This is a genomic window from Pseudomonas sp. NPDC089422 (assembly GCF_044749405.1).
In the GTDB taxonomy this organism is placed as follows: Bacteria; Pseudomonadota; Gammaproteobacteria; order Pseudomonadales; family Pseudomonadaceae; genus Aquipseudomonas.
Genome location: NZ_JBIVHW010000006.1, coordinates 55,264 through 72,195 on the forward strand (window position 1 = coordinate 55,264; position 16,932 = coordinate 72,195).

At 64.4% G+C, this 16,932-nt stretch carries 14 protein-coding genes; 7 read left to right on the forward strand and 7 right to left on the reverse strand.

Annotation, left to right across the window (positions count from 1 at the left end; translation table 11 throughout):
- Positions 1-20: 20 nt before the first annotated feature.
- Positions 21-5,069 (reverse strand): AAA family ATPase, encoded by a 5,049-nt coding sequence (locus ACIPZ8_RS12825; protein WP_400723402.1) that lies wholly within the window; start codon positions 5,067-5,069, stop codon positions 21-23.
- A gap of 239 nt (positions 5,070-5,308) precedes the next feature.
- Between ACIPZ8_RS12825 and ACIPZ8_RS12830 the strand changes: the two genes are divergently transcribed.
- The 3 genes from ACIPZ8_RS12830 to ACIPZ8_RS12840 all read left to right on the forward strand — a co-directional run bounded on the left by ACIPZ8_RS12830 (position 5,309) and on the right by ACIPZ8_RS12840 (position 7,153).
- Positions 5,309-6,289: a response regulator gene (locus ACIPZ8_RS12830; RefSeq protein ID WP_400723405.1), complete on the forward strand. Its 981-nt coding sequence runs from the start codon at positions 5,309-5,311 to the stop codon at positions 6,287-6,289.
- Complete coding sequence (locus tag ACIPZ8_RS12835) at positions 6,286-6,651, forward strand: response regulator transcription factor (protein ID WP_400723408.1); 366 nt, start codon at positions 6,286-6,288, stop codon at positions 6,649-6,651. Before ACIPZ8_RS12830 ends, ACIPZ8_RS12835 begins: the two co-directional genes overlap by 4 nt.
- A 73-nt stretch (positions 6,652-6,724) precedes the next feature.
- The gene (locus ACIPZ8_RS12840; protein WP_400723411.1) at positions 6,725-7,153 is read left to right on the forward strand and encodes a DoxX family protein; all 429 of its coding nucleotides are present in this window, start codon (positions 6,725-6,727) and stop codon (positions 7,151-7,153) included.
- Positions 7,154-7,185: 32 nt separating this feature from the next.
- Here the strand turns inward: ACIPZ8_RS12840 and ACIPZ8_RS12845 are convergent, their stop codons facing one another.
- A complete protein-coding gene (locus ACIPZ8_RS12845) occupies positions 7,186-8,676 on the reverse strand; it encodes a YifB family Mg chelatase-like AAA ATPase (protein WP_400723414.1) in 1,491 nt (496 codons plus the stop codon).
- A 254-nt stretch (positions 8,677-8,930) separates the two neighbouring features.
- On the opposite strand from ACIPZ8_RS12845, the gene ACIPZ8_RS12850 reads away from it, so the two are divergent.
- The gene (locus ACIPZ8_RS12850) at positions 8,931-10,943 is read left to right on the forward strand and encodes a DUF4034 domain-containing protein (protein ID WP_400723417.1); all 2,013 of its coding nucleotides are present in this window, start codon (positions 8,931-8,933) and stop codon (positions 10,941-10,943) included.
- 34 nt (positions 10,944-10,977) lie between these two features.
- On the opposite strand, the gene ACIPZ8_RS12855 is transcribed toward ACIPZ8_RS12850, so the two are convergent.
- Complete coding sequence (locus ACIPZ8_RS12855; RefSeq protein WP_217840915.1) at positions 10,978-11,406, reverse strand: molybdopterin-binding protein; 429 nt, start codon at positions 11,404-11,406, stop codon at positions 10,978-10,980.
- Positions 11,407-11,428: 22 nt separating this feature from the next.
- Positions 11,429-11,692, reverse strand: coding sequence for an accessory factor UbiK family protein (locus tag ACIPZ8_RS12860; RefSeq protein WP_103448521.1), 264 nt, complete (start codon positions 11,690-11,692; stop codon positions 11,429-11,431).
- Between the two features lie 376 nt (positions 11,693-12,068).
- Between ACIPZ8_RS12860 and glnK the strand changes: the two genes are divergently transcribed.
- The 3 genes from glnK (at position 12,069) to sutA (ending at position 14,547) form a co-directional block, all read left to right on the forward strand.
- Entirely contained in the window at positions 12,069-12,407 is a 339-nt protein-coding gene (gene glnK / locus ACIPZ8_RS12865) for a P-II family nitrogen regulator (RefSeq protein ID WP_002555808.1), read from the forward strand.
- 47 nt (positions 12,408-12,454) lie between these two features.
- Positions 12,455-13,789, forward strand: coding sequence for an ammonium transporter (locus ACIPZ8_RS12870; RefSeq protein ID WP_400723421.1), 1,335 nt, complete (start codon positions 12,455-12,457; stop codon positions 13,787-13,789).
- A 428-nt stretch (positions 13,790-14,217) separates the two neighbouring features.
- Positions 14,218-14,547: a transcriptional regulator SutA gene (gene sutA, locus ACIPZ8_RS12875; RefSeq protein WP_056794110.1), complete on the forward strand. Its 330-nt coding sequence runs from the start codon at positions 14,218-14,220 to the stop codon at positions 14,545-14,547.
- Positions 14,548-14,629: 82 nt separating this feature from the next.
- Here sutA and ACIPZ8_RS12880 read toward each other — a convergent pair whose 3' ends face one another.
- From ACIPZ8_RS12880 to ACIPZ8_RS12890, 3 genes are read right to left on the reverse strand one after another with little or no spacing between them, the layout of a single operon-like run.
- Positions 14,630-15,325 carry an HAD family hydrolase gene (locus ACIPZ8_RS12880; RefSeq protein ID WP_400723424.1) on the reverse strand — a complete coding sequence of 232 codons (696 nt, stop codon included), beginning with the start codon at positions 15,323-15,325 and terminating at the stop codon, positions 14,630-14,632.
- Entirely contained in the window at positions 15,322-16,221 is a 900-nt protein-coding gene (gene xerC / locus ACIPZ8_RS12885) for a tyrosine recombinase XerC (RefSeq protein ID WP_103448524.1), read from the reverse strand. Before xerC ends, ACIPZ8_RS12880 begins: the two co-directional genes overlap by 4 nt.
- Complete coding sequence (locus ACIPZ8_RS12890; RefSeq protein ID WP_400723427.1) at positions 16,221-16,925, reverse strand: DUF484 family protein; 705 nt, start codon at positions 16,923-16,925, stop codon at positions 16,221-16,223. Before ACIPZ8_RS12890 ends, xerC begins: the two co-directional genes overlap by 1 nt.
- Positions 16,926-16,932 lie beyond the last annotated feature (7 nt).

Consider the following 16,932-nt stretch of genomic DNA (forward strand, 5'->3'; position numbering starts at 1 on the left):
CGCGAAGAGGCCGGTACAGGCTAAGAAGACTTCACAGGCAGAGTGAAGCGAATCCGGCACCCGCCAAACGCCGACTCCAGCGCCTGCAACTGCCCGCCATGGGCCTGCACCACCGAGCTGCAGATCGCCAGCCCCATCCCCAGCCCCGCTTCCTTGGTGGTGTGGAACGCGTCAAACACCCGTTTCCGCTCATCCGCGGCGATCCCGGGCCCGTTGTCGTCCACGCAGATCTCGACCCCATCCCCGGTGACCACAGACGCAATCTGCAACACCCCATCACTGCGATACCCGGCCAGGGCTTCCAGCGCATTGGTGATCAGGTTGAATACCAGTTGCTGCAACTGCACCGGATCGGCCATCACGCACACCCCCGCCTGCAATCGGGTCTGTACCTCGACCATGTTCTTGGCGGCATCGGCCGAGGTCAGGCGCAATACCTCGCGAATCAGCTCGTCGACCTTTACCGCCTTGAGCTGCGTCGGCGACTGCTTGGCCAGCGAGCGCAGCGCGCGGACGATGTTGGCGGCGCGTTCGCTGTCGTTGCGGATGTCTTCCAGGCCGGCAATCGCCTCTGCCAGGTTGGGCTCGGCGCGCTTGAGCCAGCGCAGGCTGGCCGCGGCATTGGAGGCAATGCCCAGCAGTGGCTGGCTGATTTCGTGGGCAATGGACGCCGACAGCTCGTTCATTACCTGCAGGTGGGCACTGCGAGCAAGTTCGGCGCGTGATCGGCGCAGTTCTTCTTCCATTTGCGCCCGGGCCTGGTTGTCCTCGGCCAGCCGCGTATAGAACTTGGCCGTCTGCAGCGACACCGCCGCCTGCGAGGCGAGGATCTCCAGCATCGCCAGGCGCTGGCTGCCGAACAGGTTCGGCACCAGGCGGTTTTCAAGGTACACCAGGCCGATCAGCACGCCCTGGATCACCAGTGGCAGGCACAGCACCGAACGGGCGTTGCGCGCGAGCAGTTCCTGGCGGAAGGCCTCGGGGCAATCGCTCTGGGCGTCATTGAGCACCAGCGGTTTCTTGGTGCGCAGGGTGGCGTTGATGATCGACAGCGGCGCCTGGGTCATGAACTTCTGGCAGTTGTCCATGCTCACGTGCAGCCCGGCATCGTCGATGAAGGCGAGGGCGGCCATCTGGAACTCGGCGCCACTGACGATCAGCAGTGCACCGTGGTCGGCGCCGGAGTGTTGGGTGAGGTGGCCCATCAGCGTTTCGATCAGGCCTTCGAGCAGCACTTCCTCGGACAACGCCCGCGCCGCCTCGATGCCGGCCTCGAGGTCCAGCTTGGCCTGCTGGGTGGCGCGGTAGGTCTCCTGGACAGGTTGTGTGCGCAGGAACGGATGCAAGGTCTCCAGTTGCTGCACCTTGCCGGTTGCCCCCCAGATATGGAAGCAGTCGCGGGCAATACGCAGGTGCAGGTTGGCACCGGAGATCAGACCGCTGGGGATGCAGACCTCGGCCAGTTGTTCGTGGGCCAGGGCCTGTTCGTGGGTGAAGCCGGCGGCGGTCGCGGCGATCTGCGCCTGGTCGAAGCAGCGGATGGCCGCCAGGCCATCGCCTTCGAGCTTGGCGATCACCCCTTCGATCAGCAGCAGCTTGCTGCGGAAGGTCACCGGATTGAAGCCGGCCCAGCGGCCGAAGCGCTCGCGCAGGGCCTGCAGCTCGGCCAGCTTGTCGTCAAGGCTGCCGGGGGCTTCCGGGCTGCCCAGGGCCAGGCCGCGGAACAAGTGGTAGTCCGCCAGGTTGATATGTGCCGGTGCTGCCCAGGCGTTGTCGCCCGCAGCGTTCAGGCTGTGCATGGCTTGCGCGACATTGCCCAGATAGAAGGCTGACATGCCGCTGAACAGCTGCTGGAAGAACAACGTGGTGGGTGAGTTCACCTGCGCAGGCGCAAGCGTGCAGGGTGCACCGCTCAGATCGGCGACGAATGCCTGCTGGGCTTGCAGGATCTGCTCGATATCGCTGTAGCCGTAACCGCGCACGGTAGCCAGGCCTTGTGTCACTTCCTCGGCCACGTCCGGCAGATAGCGGCCCATGAACAGGGAGTCGGACACCAGATGGTTGCAGGCATAGCAGGTCATGGCCACGTCACCGCTCAAGCGTGTCGAGTCGAGTGCTTCCAGCGCCGTGCGGCGGGCGAACTCCATGGGCGAGGTCCAGGCACTGACCTGGTCCAAGGCCAGCAGCGCGCTGGTGAGGTCGGCCTCGAAACCGTGTCGCTCGATCAGCTTGAGCGCAGCCAGGCAGCAGGCATGGCCGTCGTGGTAGCTGCCGAAGCGCTCGGCGATCATCACCCCGTACCAGGCGAGGCCGTAGCTGCTGCCCGGGGCGACACCGTGCAGCAGCGACAGCTCCACGAGCTTGGCCAGGTGCAGGAAGCAGATATCGTCCTTTACGAAAAACGATGACGACAGGGTGGTCAGCAAGCCAATGGCAACCGCTACTTCTTCCGAGTCTGAGCGGGGTAGCGACGCCAGGCAATGGCGGCCTTGCTGTTCGATCAGGTCCTGCACAAGCGCATGGCTGGCCTCCACCCGCTGCGAGTCGACACCGCAAGTCAGGCTGATGCCCAGCAACTCGAGGCCGGCGACGGCGCTGCTGATGGCGGCCTGATAATCGCCGCGCACGGTGTACAGGCGTGCCTGCAGCCGGCATACCTGTGCCCGCTCCAGCGTCGAGCGCGCGCGCTGGCGGCACGCCATGACACGGCCCTCGGCTGCGGCCATGCGCGACAGCTGCAAATCGCACTCCGCCGCCATGCAGGCGATGGCAAAGGCATGGGTGGCGTGGCTTTGCGGCGTGGCACCCTGGCACAGCAGCTGCTCGCACGTCTGCAGGTAGGCCGCAGCTTGTTCGCAGGCGCCATTGTCGCGCGAGCGCAGCGCCGCTTCACGCAAAAGCGGCAGAAAGCGATCGCTGTCATCCGCTGCAAACCCACGAGGGCCGGCGCGTTGCAGCTGATTGGCGACCTCGAACACAACCGCCTGCACGTCGTCGCGCCACGCCTGGAGCATGGCCTGCGCAATGCTTGCATGCAGTTGGCCGCGATCATGCGCAGGCGTGAGTTGGTAGGCGGCCTCCATCACGCGGTCATGGGCGAAGCTCAGACCTTTCAGTCCCAATAGCAGGAAGCCCGCGTCAACCAGCGCCTTCAGCGGTTTGCCTGGTAGCGATGCAAGCAGCAGGCGCAGCAGGTGTTCATCGCAGCGGCTGCCTGCCGCGCTGGCGATCCGTAGTACATCGCGCTGGGGCGCCGGCAGGCGTGCCAGGCGGTGGATCATCAGATCGGCGACGTTGTCTGAGTAGCGTTGCCGGGCCACGGCTTGCAGGCACCACGACCAGCGCATGGTCTGGGTATCGAAGGTGAACAGCCGGTCCTCGACCATGGCCCTGAGGATCTGGTTGATGAAGAACGGGTTGCCTGCGGTCTTGCCGTGAATCAGCTCGGCAACCTGCAACGCCTCGTCGGGGCTGACGTGGTAGCGCTCGCCGACCAGCTCGGTGACAGCAGCGACGGTCAGTGGGCGCAGGTTCAGCGTGATGCTGCGCAATGTGGCGGGCGTGGCAAGTGGCGTACCAGTGGTTTGCGTATCGTTGCGTCGGGCGAAGATCAGCAACAGGTTGTCGGGCGCCTGGGCGAGCAACTGTGCCAGCAGCTGTTGGCTGGCACCGTCGGCCCACTGCAGGTCATCGAAACACAGCGCCAGCGGGTGGCCAGGGTGGCTGAACACTTGCAGGAATTCGACGATGGCCCGCTGTTCTTTCTGCAGTGCCAGGCGCGTAGGCTTTTCCGGCAGCTCGGGCAGGGGGCCGATGATCAGTTGCAGGTCTGGGGCCAGTTTGCCGAGCAACCGACCATGGCCTTTGATGCGTTGCAGGATCTCGCGGCGCAGGGTGTCCAGCTCCTGGCTGTTCTTGGCCAGCAGCTGGGTGGTCAGCGAGCCGAGGATCTCGACCCAGGGGGCATAGGGCACAGCCTGTTCCGGGCTGTTGCACTTGCCGACAGCCCAGTAGCCTTCGGCATGGGCTTTGAGTGCAGCCTCGACCAGGCTGGACTTGCCCATGCCCGCAGCGCCGTTGATGAACAGCACCTGGGATTTGCTGTGGGCACGCAGGGCGTCGAGCATCTGGGCGATGAGCTTCAGTTCGGCACTGCGGCCATACAGTCGCTGGCGGCTGGGCGAAACCGGGTCGGCGCAGCCGGGCTCGAAGGGGGCGATGGTCTTGCTGGCGGCCCATTGCCGTTGGCAGTGGGCCAGGTCCACGGCCAGGGCCCGGGCACTCTGGTAGCGGGCGTCGGGTTCCTTCGCCAGGGCCTTGGTCAGGATCCGGCTCAGCGGCTGCGGTACCTGGCTGTCGACCTCACAGGCGCTGCGTGGCTGAACGCCGGCATGCAACTGGCGCCAGTGCTGGGTATCGCGCCCGGCCAGCGGCAGCTCGCCCAGCAGCAGTTGGTAGAGGATCGCGCCCAAGGCATAGATGTCGCTGCGCCGGTCGCTGCTGCTGCCATGGGGGCAGACCTGCTCCGGTGCCAGGTAGGCCCAGTTGCCGAGGGCGTTGCCCTGTTCGCTGATCAGTTCTGGCGTATCGGCTCGAAAACAGCCCAGTCGCACCCGCTGGTCCGGCTGCAGGCACACGTGTTCGGGCTGCAACGCACCGTGCAGTACATTGTGCGCGTGGGCTTGAGCCAGGGCGTTGGCGGCGTTTACCGCGATGTCGAGAAAGGGCGCCAGGGCGACCGGGCCTTGGCTGATCAGGTCGGCGATGGAGCGGCCGGCCGGGTACACCAGCAACGGACCTTCGGCGGACCGGACGAACGCTGAGGGGATTACTGCCCATTGCGGGTCCAGTTGCAGGCGGTAGTCACGCTCCAGGCGCTGGCAGGCTGCGGGGGCCTCGAGCGGGGCGCGCACGGCGATCCAGGCCTGGCAGGTGGCGGGGTCGCGCAAGCGGAAGTAGCTGAGCTCACCTTCCTGGCCCAGTTGCGTGATATCGCATCGATTGAGCCAGTCGTCGTCGATTGACTGGTCGAAATCGATGGGCCTGTTTGCGAGGCGTTCATCGAGCATAAAGCACCCCCTGCTAGCGACATCCTGACGCGCGAGTATACGCAGCAGCTCCCTCAAGAATGCGGCCTGCAGCCGGCTTGGCAGAAACGGGTACACCGTTGTCCGTTATCAATACCTGGCGGCTGGTGGGCGCTTGTATAGGCTGAGGCCAACCTATCCCTCGGGATAATTGTCTGAATGCGGATGCTCACCTAGGCTGCCCGAGGCTGCGCAAACGCCCATGCCCGCGCGAGGAAACCATGATCCGAATAGGCAATGCCCAGGTGTCGCTGGAGCGGCGAGAAGCCTTTCTCGATGGCAAGCCGATCCCGTTGGGCGGGCGTGCATTCGAGGTGCTCGCCACGCTGATCAAGGCCAAGGGCCGGGTGGTCGGCAAGGATGAGCTGTTCAGCCAGGTGTGGGCCGGCACAGTGGTCGAGGACAACAACCTGCAGGTGCAGGTGTCGCTGCTGCGCAAGGCCTTCGGCGATCGCGGGCTGATCCAGACTGTGCCGCGCCGGGGTTATCGTCTTGCTGCGCAGGTCAGCTTCGACGCACCTTGCCTGATGCTGGGCCAGTCACCCTTGTGCGCTGTGGCCAATGCCACCGAACCGCTCAGCGACGCTGCGAACGTGCCGGTGCTGGTGGTGGATGACGACCCTTCGGTGCGCCAGGCACTGGGCCGCCTGCTGCGCTCGCAGGATATTCCGCACCGGTTGTTCGCCAGCGCCGAAGAGCTGTTCGACGCTCGCCTGGAAAGCCCCTGCGCCTGCCTGCTGCTGGACATGCATCTGCCCGAAACCACCGGCCTTGAGGTTCAGGCTGCGCTGCGCCGGCTGGCGCTGCCCTGGCCGATCGTGTTCATGACCGGCTTCGGCACCATCCCCATGACGGTCCAGGCGATGCGCGCCGGGGCCGTCGAGTTTCTGACCAAGCCCTTCGACGAAGACCATTTGCTGGCGCTGCTTGGGTCGGTGCGCGTGCGTGCCGTGACCGAGGGGCACAAATGGCAGCATGCGCGACAGGTCGAGGCGAAGTACCAGCACCTGACCCAGCGCGAGCGCCAGGTGTTCTCGCTGGTGGTCGGCGGCCTGTCGCACAAGCAGATCGCCAAGGCGATCGGCACCAGCGAGGTGACCACCAAGGTGCACAAGAAGAACATCATGAACAAGATGCAATCGCGCTCGCTGCTGGAGCTGGTGGCCATGCATAACGTCATCGAGGCTCGGTCTGGCGCATGAGCAGAGCGGTGTGCATCGTCGATGACGATGCTTCGGTGCGCAAAAGCCTGGGCAACCTGCTGCGCTCAGCGGGGTTCGAGTGCCTGGCCTTCGCGACGGGGGAGGCGTTTCTGGCTTCGGACCTGGCACGGGAGGCCGGGTGCGTGCTGCTCGACCTGAAAATGGCAGGGATGAACGGGCTGGAGGTGCAGCGTGAGCTGGCGCGGCGGGGTTGGCGCTTGCCGGTGATTTGCATGTCGGCGCACTGGGACGAGGGTGGGCTGCAGGCGGCGCTGCGCAATGGCGCGAGAAGTTGCCTGGGCAAGCCGTTTTCCGAAGAGGTATTGCTCAGGGTGGTCGAAGAAGCGTTGCCCGCTGAGTGAGCACACCTGAGCAATCAATTGTTACGCAATTGGGCAATGCTCGTTGGCTTGATAGCACCGTGAGACTTTTGCCATGCCACGCCTCCTGACCTTGCCCGCCGCCCAATCGCCGGCCCTGATCGCCAGCGGCCTGCTGTTCATGCGGGTGATGGCAGCCGTGCTGCTGTTTTCCATCCACGGGTTGCCCAAGCTGCTGGACTGGAGCGGGGAGTTGCAGCGCATCGAAGATCCTTTTGGCCTGGGGGCGCCACTGACCTTGGGCCTGGCGGTGTTTGCCGAGGTGGTCTGCCCGTTATTGCTGGTGCTGGGCGTGGCAGCGCGGCTGGCCTGCCTGCCGGTGCTGGCGGTGTTGCTGGTGGCGCTGGTGGTGGTGCATCCGGACTGGTCGCTGGAGCAGGGGCAGTTTGCCTGGTTACTGGTGGCACTTTATGGGGGGCTGGCGTTGACCGGGCCTGGGCTTTACTCGGTATCTGGATTGATCGGTCGAAGTAGATTTTCCTGATGGATTTTGGGGCTGCAAAGCAGCCCCAGGTTCTAACTGCTGCCCGGCCGGTACTGCAGGGCCTCGGCCAGATGCCCTCGGCTGATCGCCCGGCTACCTTCCAGGTCTGCCAATGTCCGCGCCACCTTCAACAACCGATGCGCCGCCCGCAAAGAAAGCGTCAGACGCTCGCAGGCACTTTCCAGCCAGGCCTGGTCTGCCGTTGCCAGCTGACAATGGCTGCGCAACCCCTCAAGGTTCAGAAACGCATTGGCACAGCCTTGCCGCCGCTGCTGCGCCTCGCGCGCCTCGGCTACCTTGGCCGCCACATCCGCACTGGTCTCCCCACATGGCTGGTTGTTGAGGGTGGTGGTCTCGCGGGCCACGGTCAGGTGCAGGTCGATGCGGTCCAGCAACGGGCCTGACAGCTTGTTGCGATACCGTGAGATCTGCTCGGTACTGCAGCGGCAGCGGCCAGTGGGGTCGCCCAGGTAGCCGCAAGGGCAGGGGTTCATCGCTGCCACCAGCTGGAAGCGCGCCGGGAAACGCACCTTGTCGCGCGCCCGTGCAATCACGATCTCGCCCGATTCCAGCGGTTCGCGCAGGACTTCCAGCACGCGCCGTTCAAACTCTGGCAGCTCGTCGAGAAACAGCACACCATGGTGCGCCAAGGTGATCTCGCCAGGTTGCGGCCGGCTGCTGCCGCCCACCAGCGCCGGCCCCGAGGCCGAATGGTGCGGGTGGCGAAACGGTCGCTGCGGCCAGCTGCTCAGCGGCGTGTGGCCACTGACCGACTGGATCGCCGCTACCTCCAGCGCCTCGTGTTCATCCAGTGGCGGCAGCAGGCCGGGCAGGCGGCTGGCGAGTAACGTCTTGCCTGTACCGGGCGGGCCGGTGAACAACAGGTTATGCGCTCCGGCTGCGGCCAGCAGCAATGCCCGCTTGGCCGCGACCTGGCCTTGCACTTCACTGAGGTCAGGGTAGGGTTGCTGCCGCAGAACCAGGCCATTGGCGGCAAATGGCGGTAGCGGCACCTGCCCGTTGAGATGCGCCACCAACTCCAGCAGATGCCCCACTGCATACACCACCAGCCCGCCCGCCAGGCTGGCTTCTTCGGCATTCTCCCGTGGCACCACCAATGCCCGGCCGGCCTCGCGCGCCGCCAGTGCCGCCGGCAACACGCCCTGCACCGGGCGCAACTTGCCAGACAGGGCCAGCTCGCCCAGGCATTCCATTTCAGCCAGGGCAGGCAACGGCACCTGGCCATCGGCGGCCAGGATGCCCAGGGCGATGGCCAGGTCATAACGCCCGCCGTCCTTGGGCAGGTCGGCCGGGGCGAGGTTCTGGGTAATGCGCCGCTGCGGGTAATTCAGCCCGGAATTGACGATGGCGCTGCGCACACGGTCCTTGCTCTCCTTGACCGTGGTTTCCGGCAGGCCGACCAAGGTGAGATGGGGCAAGCCGTTGGCCAGGTGCGTTTCGACGCTGACCGCCGGTGCCTGCACGCCGACCTGGGCGCGGCTGTGGACGAGGGCGAGGGACATGGACGCTCCGTTGTGACTGGATCCAGAGCCGCTTCCTGCGGCTTGTCGAAGCCTAGTGAGTTTCAGCAAGTAGGGCGCAAGAAAAATGCGACCTTATTTTGCATGCCAGGGTTTTCCCCTGCCATTTCACACAATCTGACAAATACTGGATCCAACATCTTTGCGAAGAGCCCGGCTATGGCTTAGTGTTCAAGAGCGACTGCTATTGCCATTGGATGGCAAAGCGACCCTGAAATGGACTTAAGGTACTGCCCGTGCAAACGCTCATTCGCACCCGCCAGCAGATCCGAGAACGGGTGCAGGCCAATGAATTCGCTGAACTCAACCGCCTGTTCGATGCGCTCCAGGCGCAGTGGCATCAGGCCCCGCCCGGTGAGTGCCCCGCCTATCTGGAGGCTCTGCAAGGCTACATGCTGGATTGGGACACTCAGGGTGGCAAAGCCCTGACACAAACCCTCAAGGCCTGGATCGACGCCTGCCCCAAGGCTTATCACCCGCATATGGTGATGGGTTTTCACTGCTTCAGCCATGCCTGCCAGATCCGCGGGCAGGCTGGCTCCCACGAGGTATCCGAAGAACGCTGGCTGGCTGCCGAACAGGCTTGTGAAAAGGGCGCGGCGCATTTTCTGCGGGCCATGGAACGTAGCGCACAGCCTGTTGCTGCAGTGATCGGCATGCTGCTGATCAGCTCGCAGTTGCGCGAGCCTGGCTGGTTGGTCGAACTGTTCGATGGCCAGGTGGCGCGTTATCGGCCCAGCGCCCATGCCGATGTGGAGGTGCAGGAGGCCGCTGCACCACTGTTGGTCAAATTCGGCCTGACACCCTTGCTGGAGCTGCCGCAATCATTACCTGCAAGGTTGAGCGCGCGTTTGCATGAGCAGGGCGAGAGCGCCCGGGATTACTGGCTGCGCCATGCGTTGGCGTGGTTTCCCGGCTGCTTCGAGGCGATCGAAGCCTATGCTTCCTGCCTGACGCCACGTTGGGGCGGCAGCGATGAGGCTATCGATGCACTGGCCAGCGGCCCGCTGTGCCAGGGTTGGCCTGAAGCACAGCGCAATGCGATCCGCTGGCTGGCCCTGGAAGAGACATTCTGGCTGCCGCATGCCAAGCAACTGCCACAGGTCGCGACCTGGCACAGAACCTTTGCCCAATGGGAACAGCGCGAACTCCGGCCGAAGGAGCGCGCTACGCTGCTGGCGCGGCGTGGCGCCCTGAAGCGCTATTCGATGCGTGATTACGCCGGTGCGCTGCGCGACTTTGCCGAGAGCGTCGCGCTCTACCCTGAACACGGCTTCGTCCCGGCCATTGGTGAACCTTTCCATAGCCTGGTCTGCCTGGTGCTGTTCAACGAGGCCGAGGACGACTCGCAGGTATTGCGCACCGTCATCGAGCGGCTGTGCGACGACCGTCGACAGGCGGCGGCCTGCGCTCTGCGGGCGGTGGGGCACCAGTTCGGTTTGTGGGGCTTTGGGCCATCTGCCGAGCAGGCATGCGTGTGGATGCGCATGGCGGTCAAGCGCCAGTGCGGGCGAGAGGGGCAGGGCTTCGATGTGCTCGATGTGCCGCGCCTGCTCTGGGCTGCCAACCTGCATGAGGTCGCGCATTTCCTGTATGAAGCCTGTGCGGAGCTGAAACTGCCGGGTGCTGCCATTGCGTTGTACGACCTGCACCGTGGCTGGCTGGACAACACCCCCGCGCACTACCTGAGTGGCAAGGCGGCCGAGCACTGGCTGCTGCGTGCGGCGGAGTCCGGTCACCCGCTGGCCAAGTTCGACCTGGCCCGCCAACGCATGAGTTCCCCGCAAGGGCTGGAGGACCGCAAGGCAATGCTGGCGGTCAAGCGGCTGCTGCTCGATGCACTGGGTGATCCGAAAATCCATGCCAGGGCGCAGTTGCAGTTAGGCATCCTGCTGCGCCAGTACGGTGATGCGCGGGAGCGTGTCGAGGCAGTCGACTATCTGCTCGGGCTGGCCGAGCACCCCGATGCCTGGACCGCCGCACGTGCCTGTGCGGAACTCGGGCTGGCCTGGATGCAGGGCTGCGGCACGCGCAAACAGAGCCGCTTTGCGGCCATCGAATGGGTCAATCGTGCCGTTGCGCTGCAGTCGAGCGATCCGCTTATCGAGGATATTCAGGCCGAGATCCGCAATTCGCACAGCCGGGTGAAGACGTTGTTCACGGTGTGTGGGGCGGCGTTGTTCCGTGGCGACCTGCATGCCAGCGAGCTACCGCCCAAGGCCACCGGCCAGCATCGGGCTTCGGCCTGAATGAAGTCGGGGCTGCAACGCAGCCCCAGAGCTGTCATGGCTTGGCGCCGAGGATGATGTGCGACGCCTTGATCAGTGCGGTGGCTTTCACGCCGGGGGCCAGGCCAAGTTCCTGCACGGCTTCGCGCGTGACGATGGCGAACACTTCGGTGCCGCCAGCCAGCTTGAGGACCACTTCGGCGTTCACCGCACCGTCGCCCACCCGCACCACTTCACCTTCCAGAGCATTGCGGGCGGACAGCCGGTAGCCGTCGGCATCGGTCATCAGCACCACCCAAGGTGCCTTGACCAAGGCCACGGCCTGTTTGCCGACATTGATGTTGAGGTTGTGCAGGCTGGTCATGGTTACCACAGCCACCAGCTTCTCGCCGCCGCCGAGGGTCAGTTCGACCTCGGCATTCACCGCGCCGGGCTGCACGGCGCTGACGGTACCTTCGAAGACATTGCGGGCACTGACTTTCATGGTGACTGGTCCTTATCGATTGTTATTCCTGCGACGCTGGCGCCATCCGCGCTTCCAGCTCGGCAACCTGCTTCTCCAGGGCCTCGAGGCGGGCGCGGGTGCGCGCCAGCACGACCATCTGGCTGTCGAATTCTTCGCGGCTGACCAGGTCCAGCTTGCTGAAGGCGCCTTGCATCAACACTTTGAACTGGCTTTCCAGTTCCGCGCGGGGCTGGGCGGTATCGCTGCTGAACAGGCGCGAGGCCTGGTCGCTCAGGGCGTCGAGAAGGGCTTTGGGCGCGAGCATAGGCGGCTGTCCACTGATACTGAAAATTGGTCCGCAGTGTAGCACGGGGCCAAGCGGCGCCATTGGCCCCAGCTCATTGCACATTTTTCGAGCAACTTGCCGGGCCTGCCTGCACCGAAGTTGTGCATGTTTTCCATGCTGGCGACTGGCCAATCCCGACCAATTCATGTAACTCGCTGTTTTCCGGTGGTTTAACCGAACTGGCAAGGTTTCTGCAAAGACCTGTACGAGCCATGCACTGATGCAGTTCCTTGTGACCAGGCAGTGCGCACGCGGAGCCGGATGCCGACGACGCGTTACAAAGCCAACCGCTGCGCTTAGACTTGAGACGGGTTTGTTTTCCTGGGGCAAGTCCACCAAATCGGGAGAGAGTTTCATGAAGCTAGTCACAGCCATCATCAAGCCGTTCAAGCTGGACGACGTGCGCGAGTCGCTGTCGGAAATCGGCGTGCAGGGCATTACCGTCACCGAAGTCAAAGGTTTCGGCCGGCAGAAGGGCCACACCGAGCTGTATCGCGGCGCGGAGTACGTGGTCGACTTCCTGCCCAAAGTGAAGATCGACGTCGCCATCGACGACAAGGACCTTGATCGAGTGATCGAAGCCATCACCAAGGCGGCCAACACCGGCAAGATCGGTGACGGCAAGATCTTCGTGGTGAATCTGGAGCAGGCGATCCGCATCCGTACCGGCGAAACCGATACCGACGCGATCTAAGCGCCGAAAAAAGCCTCACCAAACCCAACGCCCCAGGAGAAAACAACATGACTCTGCGTAAGATCGCAGGGCTAGGAGCCCTATTGTCCCTCGTAATGCCCGGGCTTGCCCTGGCAGAGGAAGCAGCTGCCCCAGCGCTGAACTCCGGCGACACCGCCTGGATGCTCACCTCGACAGCGCTGGTGCTGTTCATGACCATTCCGGGTCTGGCCCTGTTCTACGGCGGCATGGTGCGTTCCAAGAACGTGCTGTCGGTGATGATGCAGTGCTTCGCCATCACTGGCCTGATCAGCATTCTCTGGGTCATTTACGGCTACAGCATGGCCTTCGATACCACCGGTATGGAAAAGGGCGTGCTCAACTTCAATTCCTTCGTCGGCGGGTTCTCCAAGGCGTTCCTGAGCGGCGTCACCCCGGCCAACCTGACTTCGGCCACCGCACTGTTCCCCGAGGCGGTGTTCGTCACCTTCCAGATGACCTTCGCCATCATCACCCCGGCGCTGATCGTCGGTGCCTTCGCCGAACGCATGAAGTTCTCGGCGATGCTGGTGTTCATGGGCATCTGGTTCACCCTGGTCTACGCACCGATCGCGCACATGGTCTGGAGCGGTGACGGCGCGATGCTGTGGGACTGGGGCGTGCTCGACTTCGCTGGCGGCACCGTGGTGCACATCAACGCCGGTATCGCTGGCCTGGTCTGCTGCCTGGTCATGGGCAAGCGCAAAGGCTACCCGACCACCCCGATGGCTCCGCACAACCTGGGCTACACCCTGATGGGCGCGGCCATGCTGTGGATCGGCTGGTTCGGCTTCAACGCCGGTTCTGCCGCCGCCGCCAACGGCACTGCGGGCATGGCCATGCTGGTGACCCAGATCGCCACCGCCGCCGCGGCGCTTGGCTGGATGTTTGCCGAGTGGATCTTCCACGGCAAGCCAAGTGCCCTGGGCATCGCCTCGGGCGTTGTCGCCGGCCTGGTCGCCATCACCCCGGCCGCCGGTACCGTGGGCCCTATGGGTGCGCTGGTGATCGGCCTGGCCTCCGGCGTGATCTGCTACTTCTGCGCCACCACCCTCAAGCGCAAGCTGGGTTATGACGACTCCCTCGACGCCTTCGGCGTGCACGGTGTCGGTGGCATCATCGGTGCCATCCTCACCGGCGTGTTCGCGGCACCGGCCCTGGGCGGCTTTGGCACGGTCACCGACATCGGTGCCCAGGTCTGGATCCAGGCCAAGGGCGTGATCTTCACCGTGGTCTACACCGCCATCGTCACCTACGTGATCCTCAAGGTGCTGGATGTGGTGATGGGCCTGCGGGTCAACGAAGAAGAAGAGTCGGTCGGCCTCGACCTGGCTCAGCACAACGAACGCGGCTACAACCTGTAACCGCGACGCTGGAAAAACTTGCCCGGCTCGCCGGGCATTTTTTTGCCTGTTTTTTGCCATTTCCCGCAGTGCAAACGGTTTATCACTCACGTTCGCGACGTAGGCCAAAAACTTACAAGTCTTGGGGCGTTTATGGTGCTTTGCTTTTTCCACGGGCGCGCTAGAATGCGCGCCAAAGGGTGTTTGACGAGTAGTCCGCACGCTTCACCAGCCTTTGCTAGGCTTGCCAATAGCGTGTGGCCAGCAGGGTTCAAGGATTTGTCAGGTCCTGCCAGGAGCAGGGCCTGCTGGGTGCCGCCTCCCATCAGGAGCGCCGACCCAAGGGCAGTGGCCAAACCCACGGCCAGTTGAATTTTCACTGGTGGCTGCCGGTCTACGGCTGCACTGGTCTATAACTAACCTGCTTTTCGCAAGTCATGAGGTAGAACATGAGCGACGACGATCTGGAAAATGATGACCTCGAAGTAGGCGACGAAGACGAGGCTGATGAAGGCCTCGAAGCGGCCGCTGACGATGGCGCGGAAGATGCTGGCGATGACGACAGCAGCCCGGCACCGACTGCCAAGGGCAAGTCCAAGGCGGCGGTCTCGGTAGACGAGATGCCGAGCATGGAAGCCAAGCAGAAAGAGCGTGATGCCCTGGCCAAGGCGATGGAAGAATTCCTTTCGCGCGGTGGCAAGGTGCAGGAAGTCGAGGCCAACGTGGTCGCCGACCCGCCCAAGAAGCCGGACAACAAGTACGGCAGCCGCCCTATCTGAGTGGCTGAATACAAAAAAACCCGCCGTCGCTGCGGGTTTTTTTGTGCCTGTCTTCCAGGTTTACGCGGCCGCTCCCACAATGTCAGCGCCAGCTGGCCAGAATGTCAGGCAACTGGGACAGCCGCTGAATCTCTGCATCCGGCGCCTGATCGCCAGCCCAGGCCTTGCCCTGCGGGTTGAACCACACGGCGCGCAAACCGGCGCGCTGGGCCCCGGCGATGTCGTCGCCCGGGTGATCACCGATATGCACCGCGGCACTGGCTTCAGCCTCGCCACGCTTGAGGGCTTCCATGAACGGCGCCGGGTCGGGCTTGCCGATCCCCAGATCTTCCGCGCACAGCGCAAAGCGGAAGTAATCCGCCAGCCCCAGGCGGCGTACATCGGCGTTGCCGTTGGTGACCACGCCCAAGGTGTAGTGATGGCGCAGGAGTTCCAGCACCGGCTGCACTTCAGGGAACACTTCGACCTGGTGGCGGGCATGCAGGAACACTTCAAAGCCTTCGTTGGCCAGTTCCTGCGCCTGCTTTTCGCTGTAGCCGACCTCCTCGAGGGCGTGAAACAGCACACGCCGGCGCAGGGCGCTGATGCGGTGCTTGAGGCCTGGTTCGGCCTGCACCAGGCGTTCACGTATCGCGAACAGGTGTTCCACCGGCACGCCGCCAAGGATCGGGGCGTTGGCTTCGAGCCAGTCGCGCAGCACGACCTCGGCACTGGCAATCACGGGCGCGGTGTCCCACAGGGTGTCGTCGAGGTCGAAGGTAATCAGCTTGATGCTCATGAGTCTGTGCCTTTGCTGCGTTTGGCCCGAGGGTGGGCGCTGTCGTACACCGCGGCCAGGTGCTGGAAGTCCAGGTGGGTGTAGATCTGCGTGGTGCTGATGTCGGCATGGCCGAGCATTTCCTGCACCGCGCGCAGGTCCTGGGACGATTCCAGCACATGGCTGGCGAAGGAATGGCGAAGCATGTGCGGATGCAGGTGCTGGCCCAGCTCGCGCTCACCAGCGGCCTTGACCCGTAACTGGATGGCCCGCGGGCTCATGCGATTGCCTTGACGGGTGATGAACACCGCGCTGTCGCGCGGGCCACCGATGCCGCGCAGCTTGAACCAGGCCTGCAAGGCCTCACGGGCCTTGCGGCCGACCGGTAGCACGCGGGTCTTGCTGCCCTTGCCGAGTACCTGCACCAGGCCTGCGGCCAGGTCGAGCTGCTCGAGGTCGAGGTTGTTCAGCTCGGACAGGCGCAGGCCGGAGGAATAGAAAAGTTCCAGGATGGCCTGGTCGCGGCGGGCGATGAAGTCGTCGTCGACGCCGCCATCGAGCAGCTGCAGGGCGCGGTCGGTGTCCAGCACCTTGGGCAGCCGGCGTTCGCCCTTGGGTGCGCTCAGGCCGGTGGCCGGATCGTGCTGGCACAGGCCTTCGCGGTTGAGGTAGCGGTACAGGCCGCGCACCGCCGACAGCAACCGCGCCAGGCTGCGCGAGGACTGCCCTTGGTGGTGCTGGCGGGCGACCAGTTGGCGCAGTTGCTGGATCTGCAGCGCGCCCCAGCCAGCGATGCCCTGGCTGTTGCAGTATTCGATGACCTTGTCGAGGTCACGGCGGTAGGCCAGCAGGGTGTGCTCCGACACCTGGCGCTCGTTGCGCAAGTGTGCGCAATAAGCCTCCAGCTGGCGTTCCATCAGCGCACCGGACGCAGGGTCTGGGTCACGCGCGGTACCACGCGGCCGAGCACTTCGGCGATATAGCCGAGGAACAAGGTGCCGACGCTGCTCTTGTAGTGCTGCGGGTCGCGGCTGCCGATCGCCAGCACGCCATGCAGCCCTTGGTATTCGAGGGCTGCAACCGCACTGGAGCCGACTTCCTGGTGCTGCTCCTTGCCGAACAGGAAGGCCAGTTCATGCTCGCGCAGGTTGCCGCTGACGGTCTTGCCGCCGCCGAGCAGGCCGCCGATGGCTTGCTGGGCTTCGGCATTGCTCACCCAGCGGCCGACGGGCGCGGCGTTATCGCCGAACAGGATCAGGCTGACGAAAGGCACCTGGAATTCCTGGCGCAAGCTGTCTTCGACGGCCATCACCACTTCTTCCAGGCTGCCGGCATCGAGCAGGTCGAGGATCAGCCGGCGGGTCTTGTCGAACAGCCGGTCGTTGTCACGGGCCACGTCCATCAGTTGCGACAGGCGATGGCGCATCTCGATGTTGCGGTCGCGCAGCAGCTTGAGCTGGCGTTCCACCAGCGACACGCTGTCGCCGCGCTGGTGGGGGATGCGTTGCTCGATCAGCAGCTCGTCATGCTCGGCGAAGAAGGTGGGGTGGGCGCGCAGGTAGGCGACCACCGCTTCGGCATCGAGCTCATCGGGCTGCTGGGGTACTGGCTGATCGGTCATGGCGGTT

Coding starts and splice junctions, on each gene's coding strand:
- ACIPZ8_RS12825 (WP_400723402.1), bottom strand. CDS start 5,069: ATGCTCGATGAACGCCTCGCAAACAGGCCCATCGATTTCGACCAGTCA.
- ACIPZ8_RS12830 (WP_400723405.1), top strand. CDS start 5,309: ATGATCCGAATAGGCAATGCCCAGGTGTCGCTGGAGCGGCGAGAAGCC.
- ACIPZ8_RS12835 (WP_400723408.1), top strand. CDS start 6,286: ATGAGCAGAGCGGTGTGCATCGTCGATGACGATGCTTCGGTGCGCAAA.
- ACIPZ8_RS12840 (WP_400723411.1), top strand. CDS start 6,725: ATGCCACGCCTCCTGACCTTGCCCGCCGCCCAATCGCCGGCCCTGATC.
- ACIPZ8_RS12845 (WP_400723414.1), bottom strand. CDS start 8,676: ATGTCCCTCGCCCTCGTCCACAGCCGCGCCCAGGTCGGCGTGCAGGCA.
- ACIPZ8_RS12855 (WP_217840915.1), bottom strand. CDS start 11,406: ATGAAAGTCAGTGCCCGCAATGTCTTCGAAGGTACCGTCAGCGCCGTG.
- ACIPZ8_RS12860 (WP_103448521.1), bottom strand. CDS start 11,692: ATGCTCGCGCCCAAAGCCCTTCTCGACGCCCTGAGCGACCAGGCCTCG.
- glnK (WP_002555808.1), top strand. CDS start 12,069: ATGAAGCTAGTCACAGCCATCATCAAGCCGTTCAAGCTGGACGACGTG.
- ACIPZ8_RS12870 (WP_400723421.1), top strand. CDS start 12,455: ATGACTCTGCGTAAGATCGCAGGGCTAGGAGCCCTATTGTCCCTCGTA.
- sutA (WP_056794110.1), top strand. CDS start 14,218: ATGAGCGACGACGATCTGGAAAATGATGACCTCGAAGTAGGCGACGAA.
- ACIPZ8_RS12880 (WP_400723424.1), bottom strand. CDS start 15,325: ATGAGCATCAAGCTGATTACCTTCGACCTCGACGACACCCTGTGGGAC.
- xerC (WP_103448524.1), bottom strand. CDS start 16,221: ATGGAACGCCAGCTGGAGGCTTATTGCGCACACTTGCGCAACGAGCGC.
- ACIPZ8_RS12890 (WP_400723427.1), bottom strand. CDS start 16,925: ATGACCGATCAGCCAGTACCCCAGCAGCCCGATGAGCTCGATGCCGAA.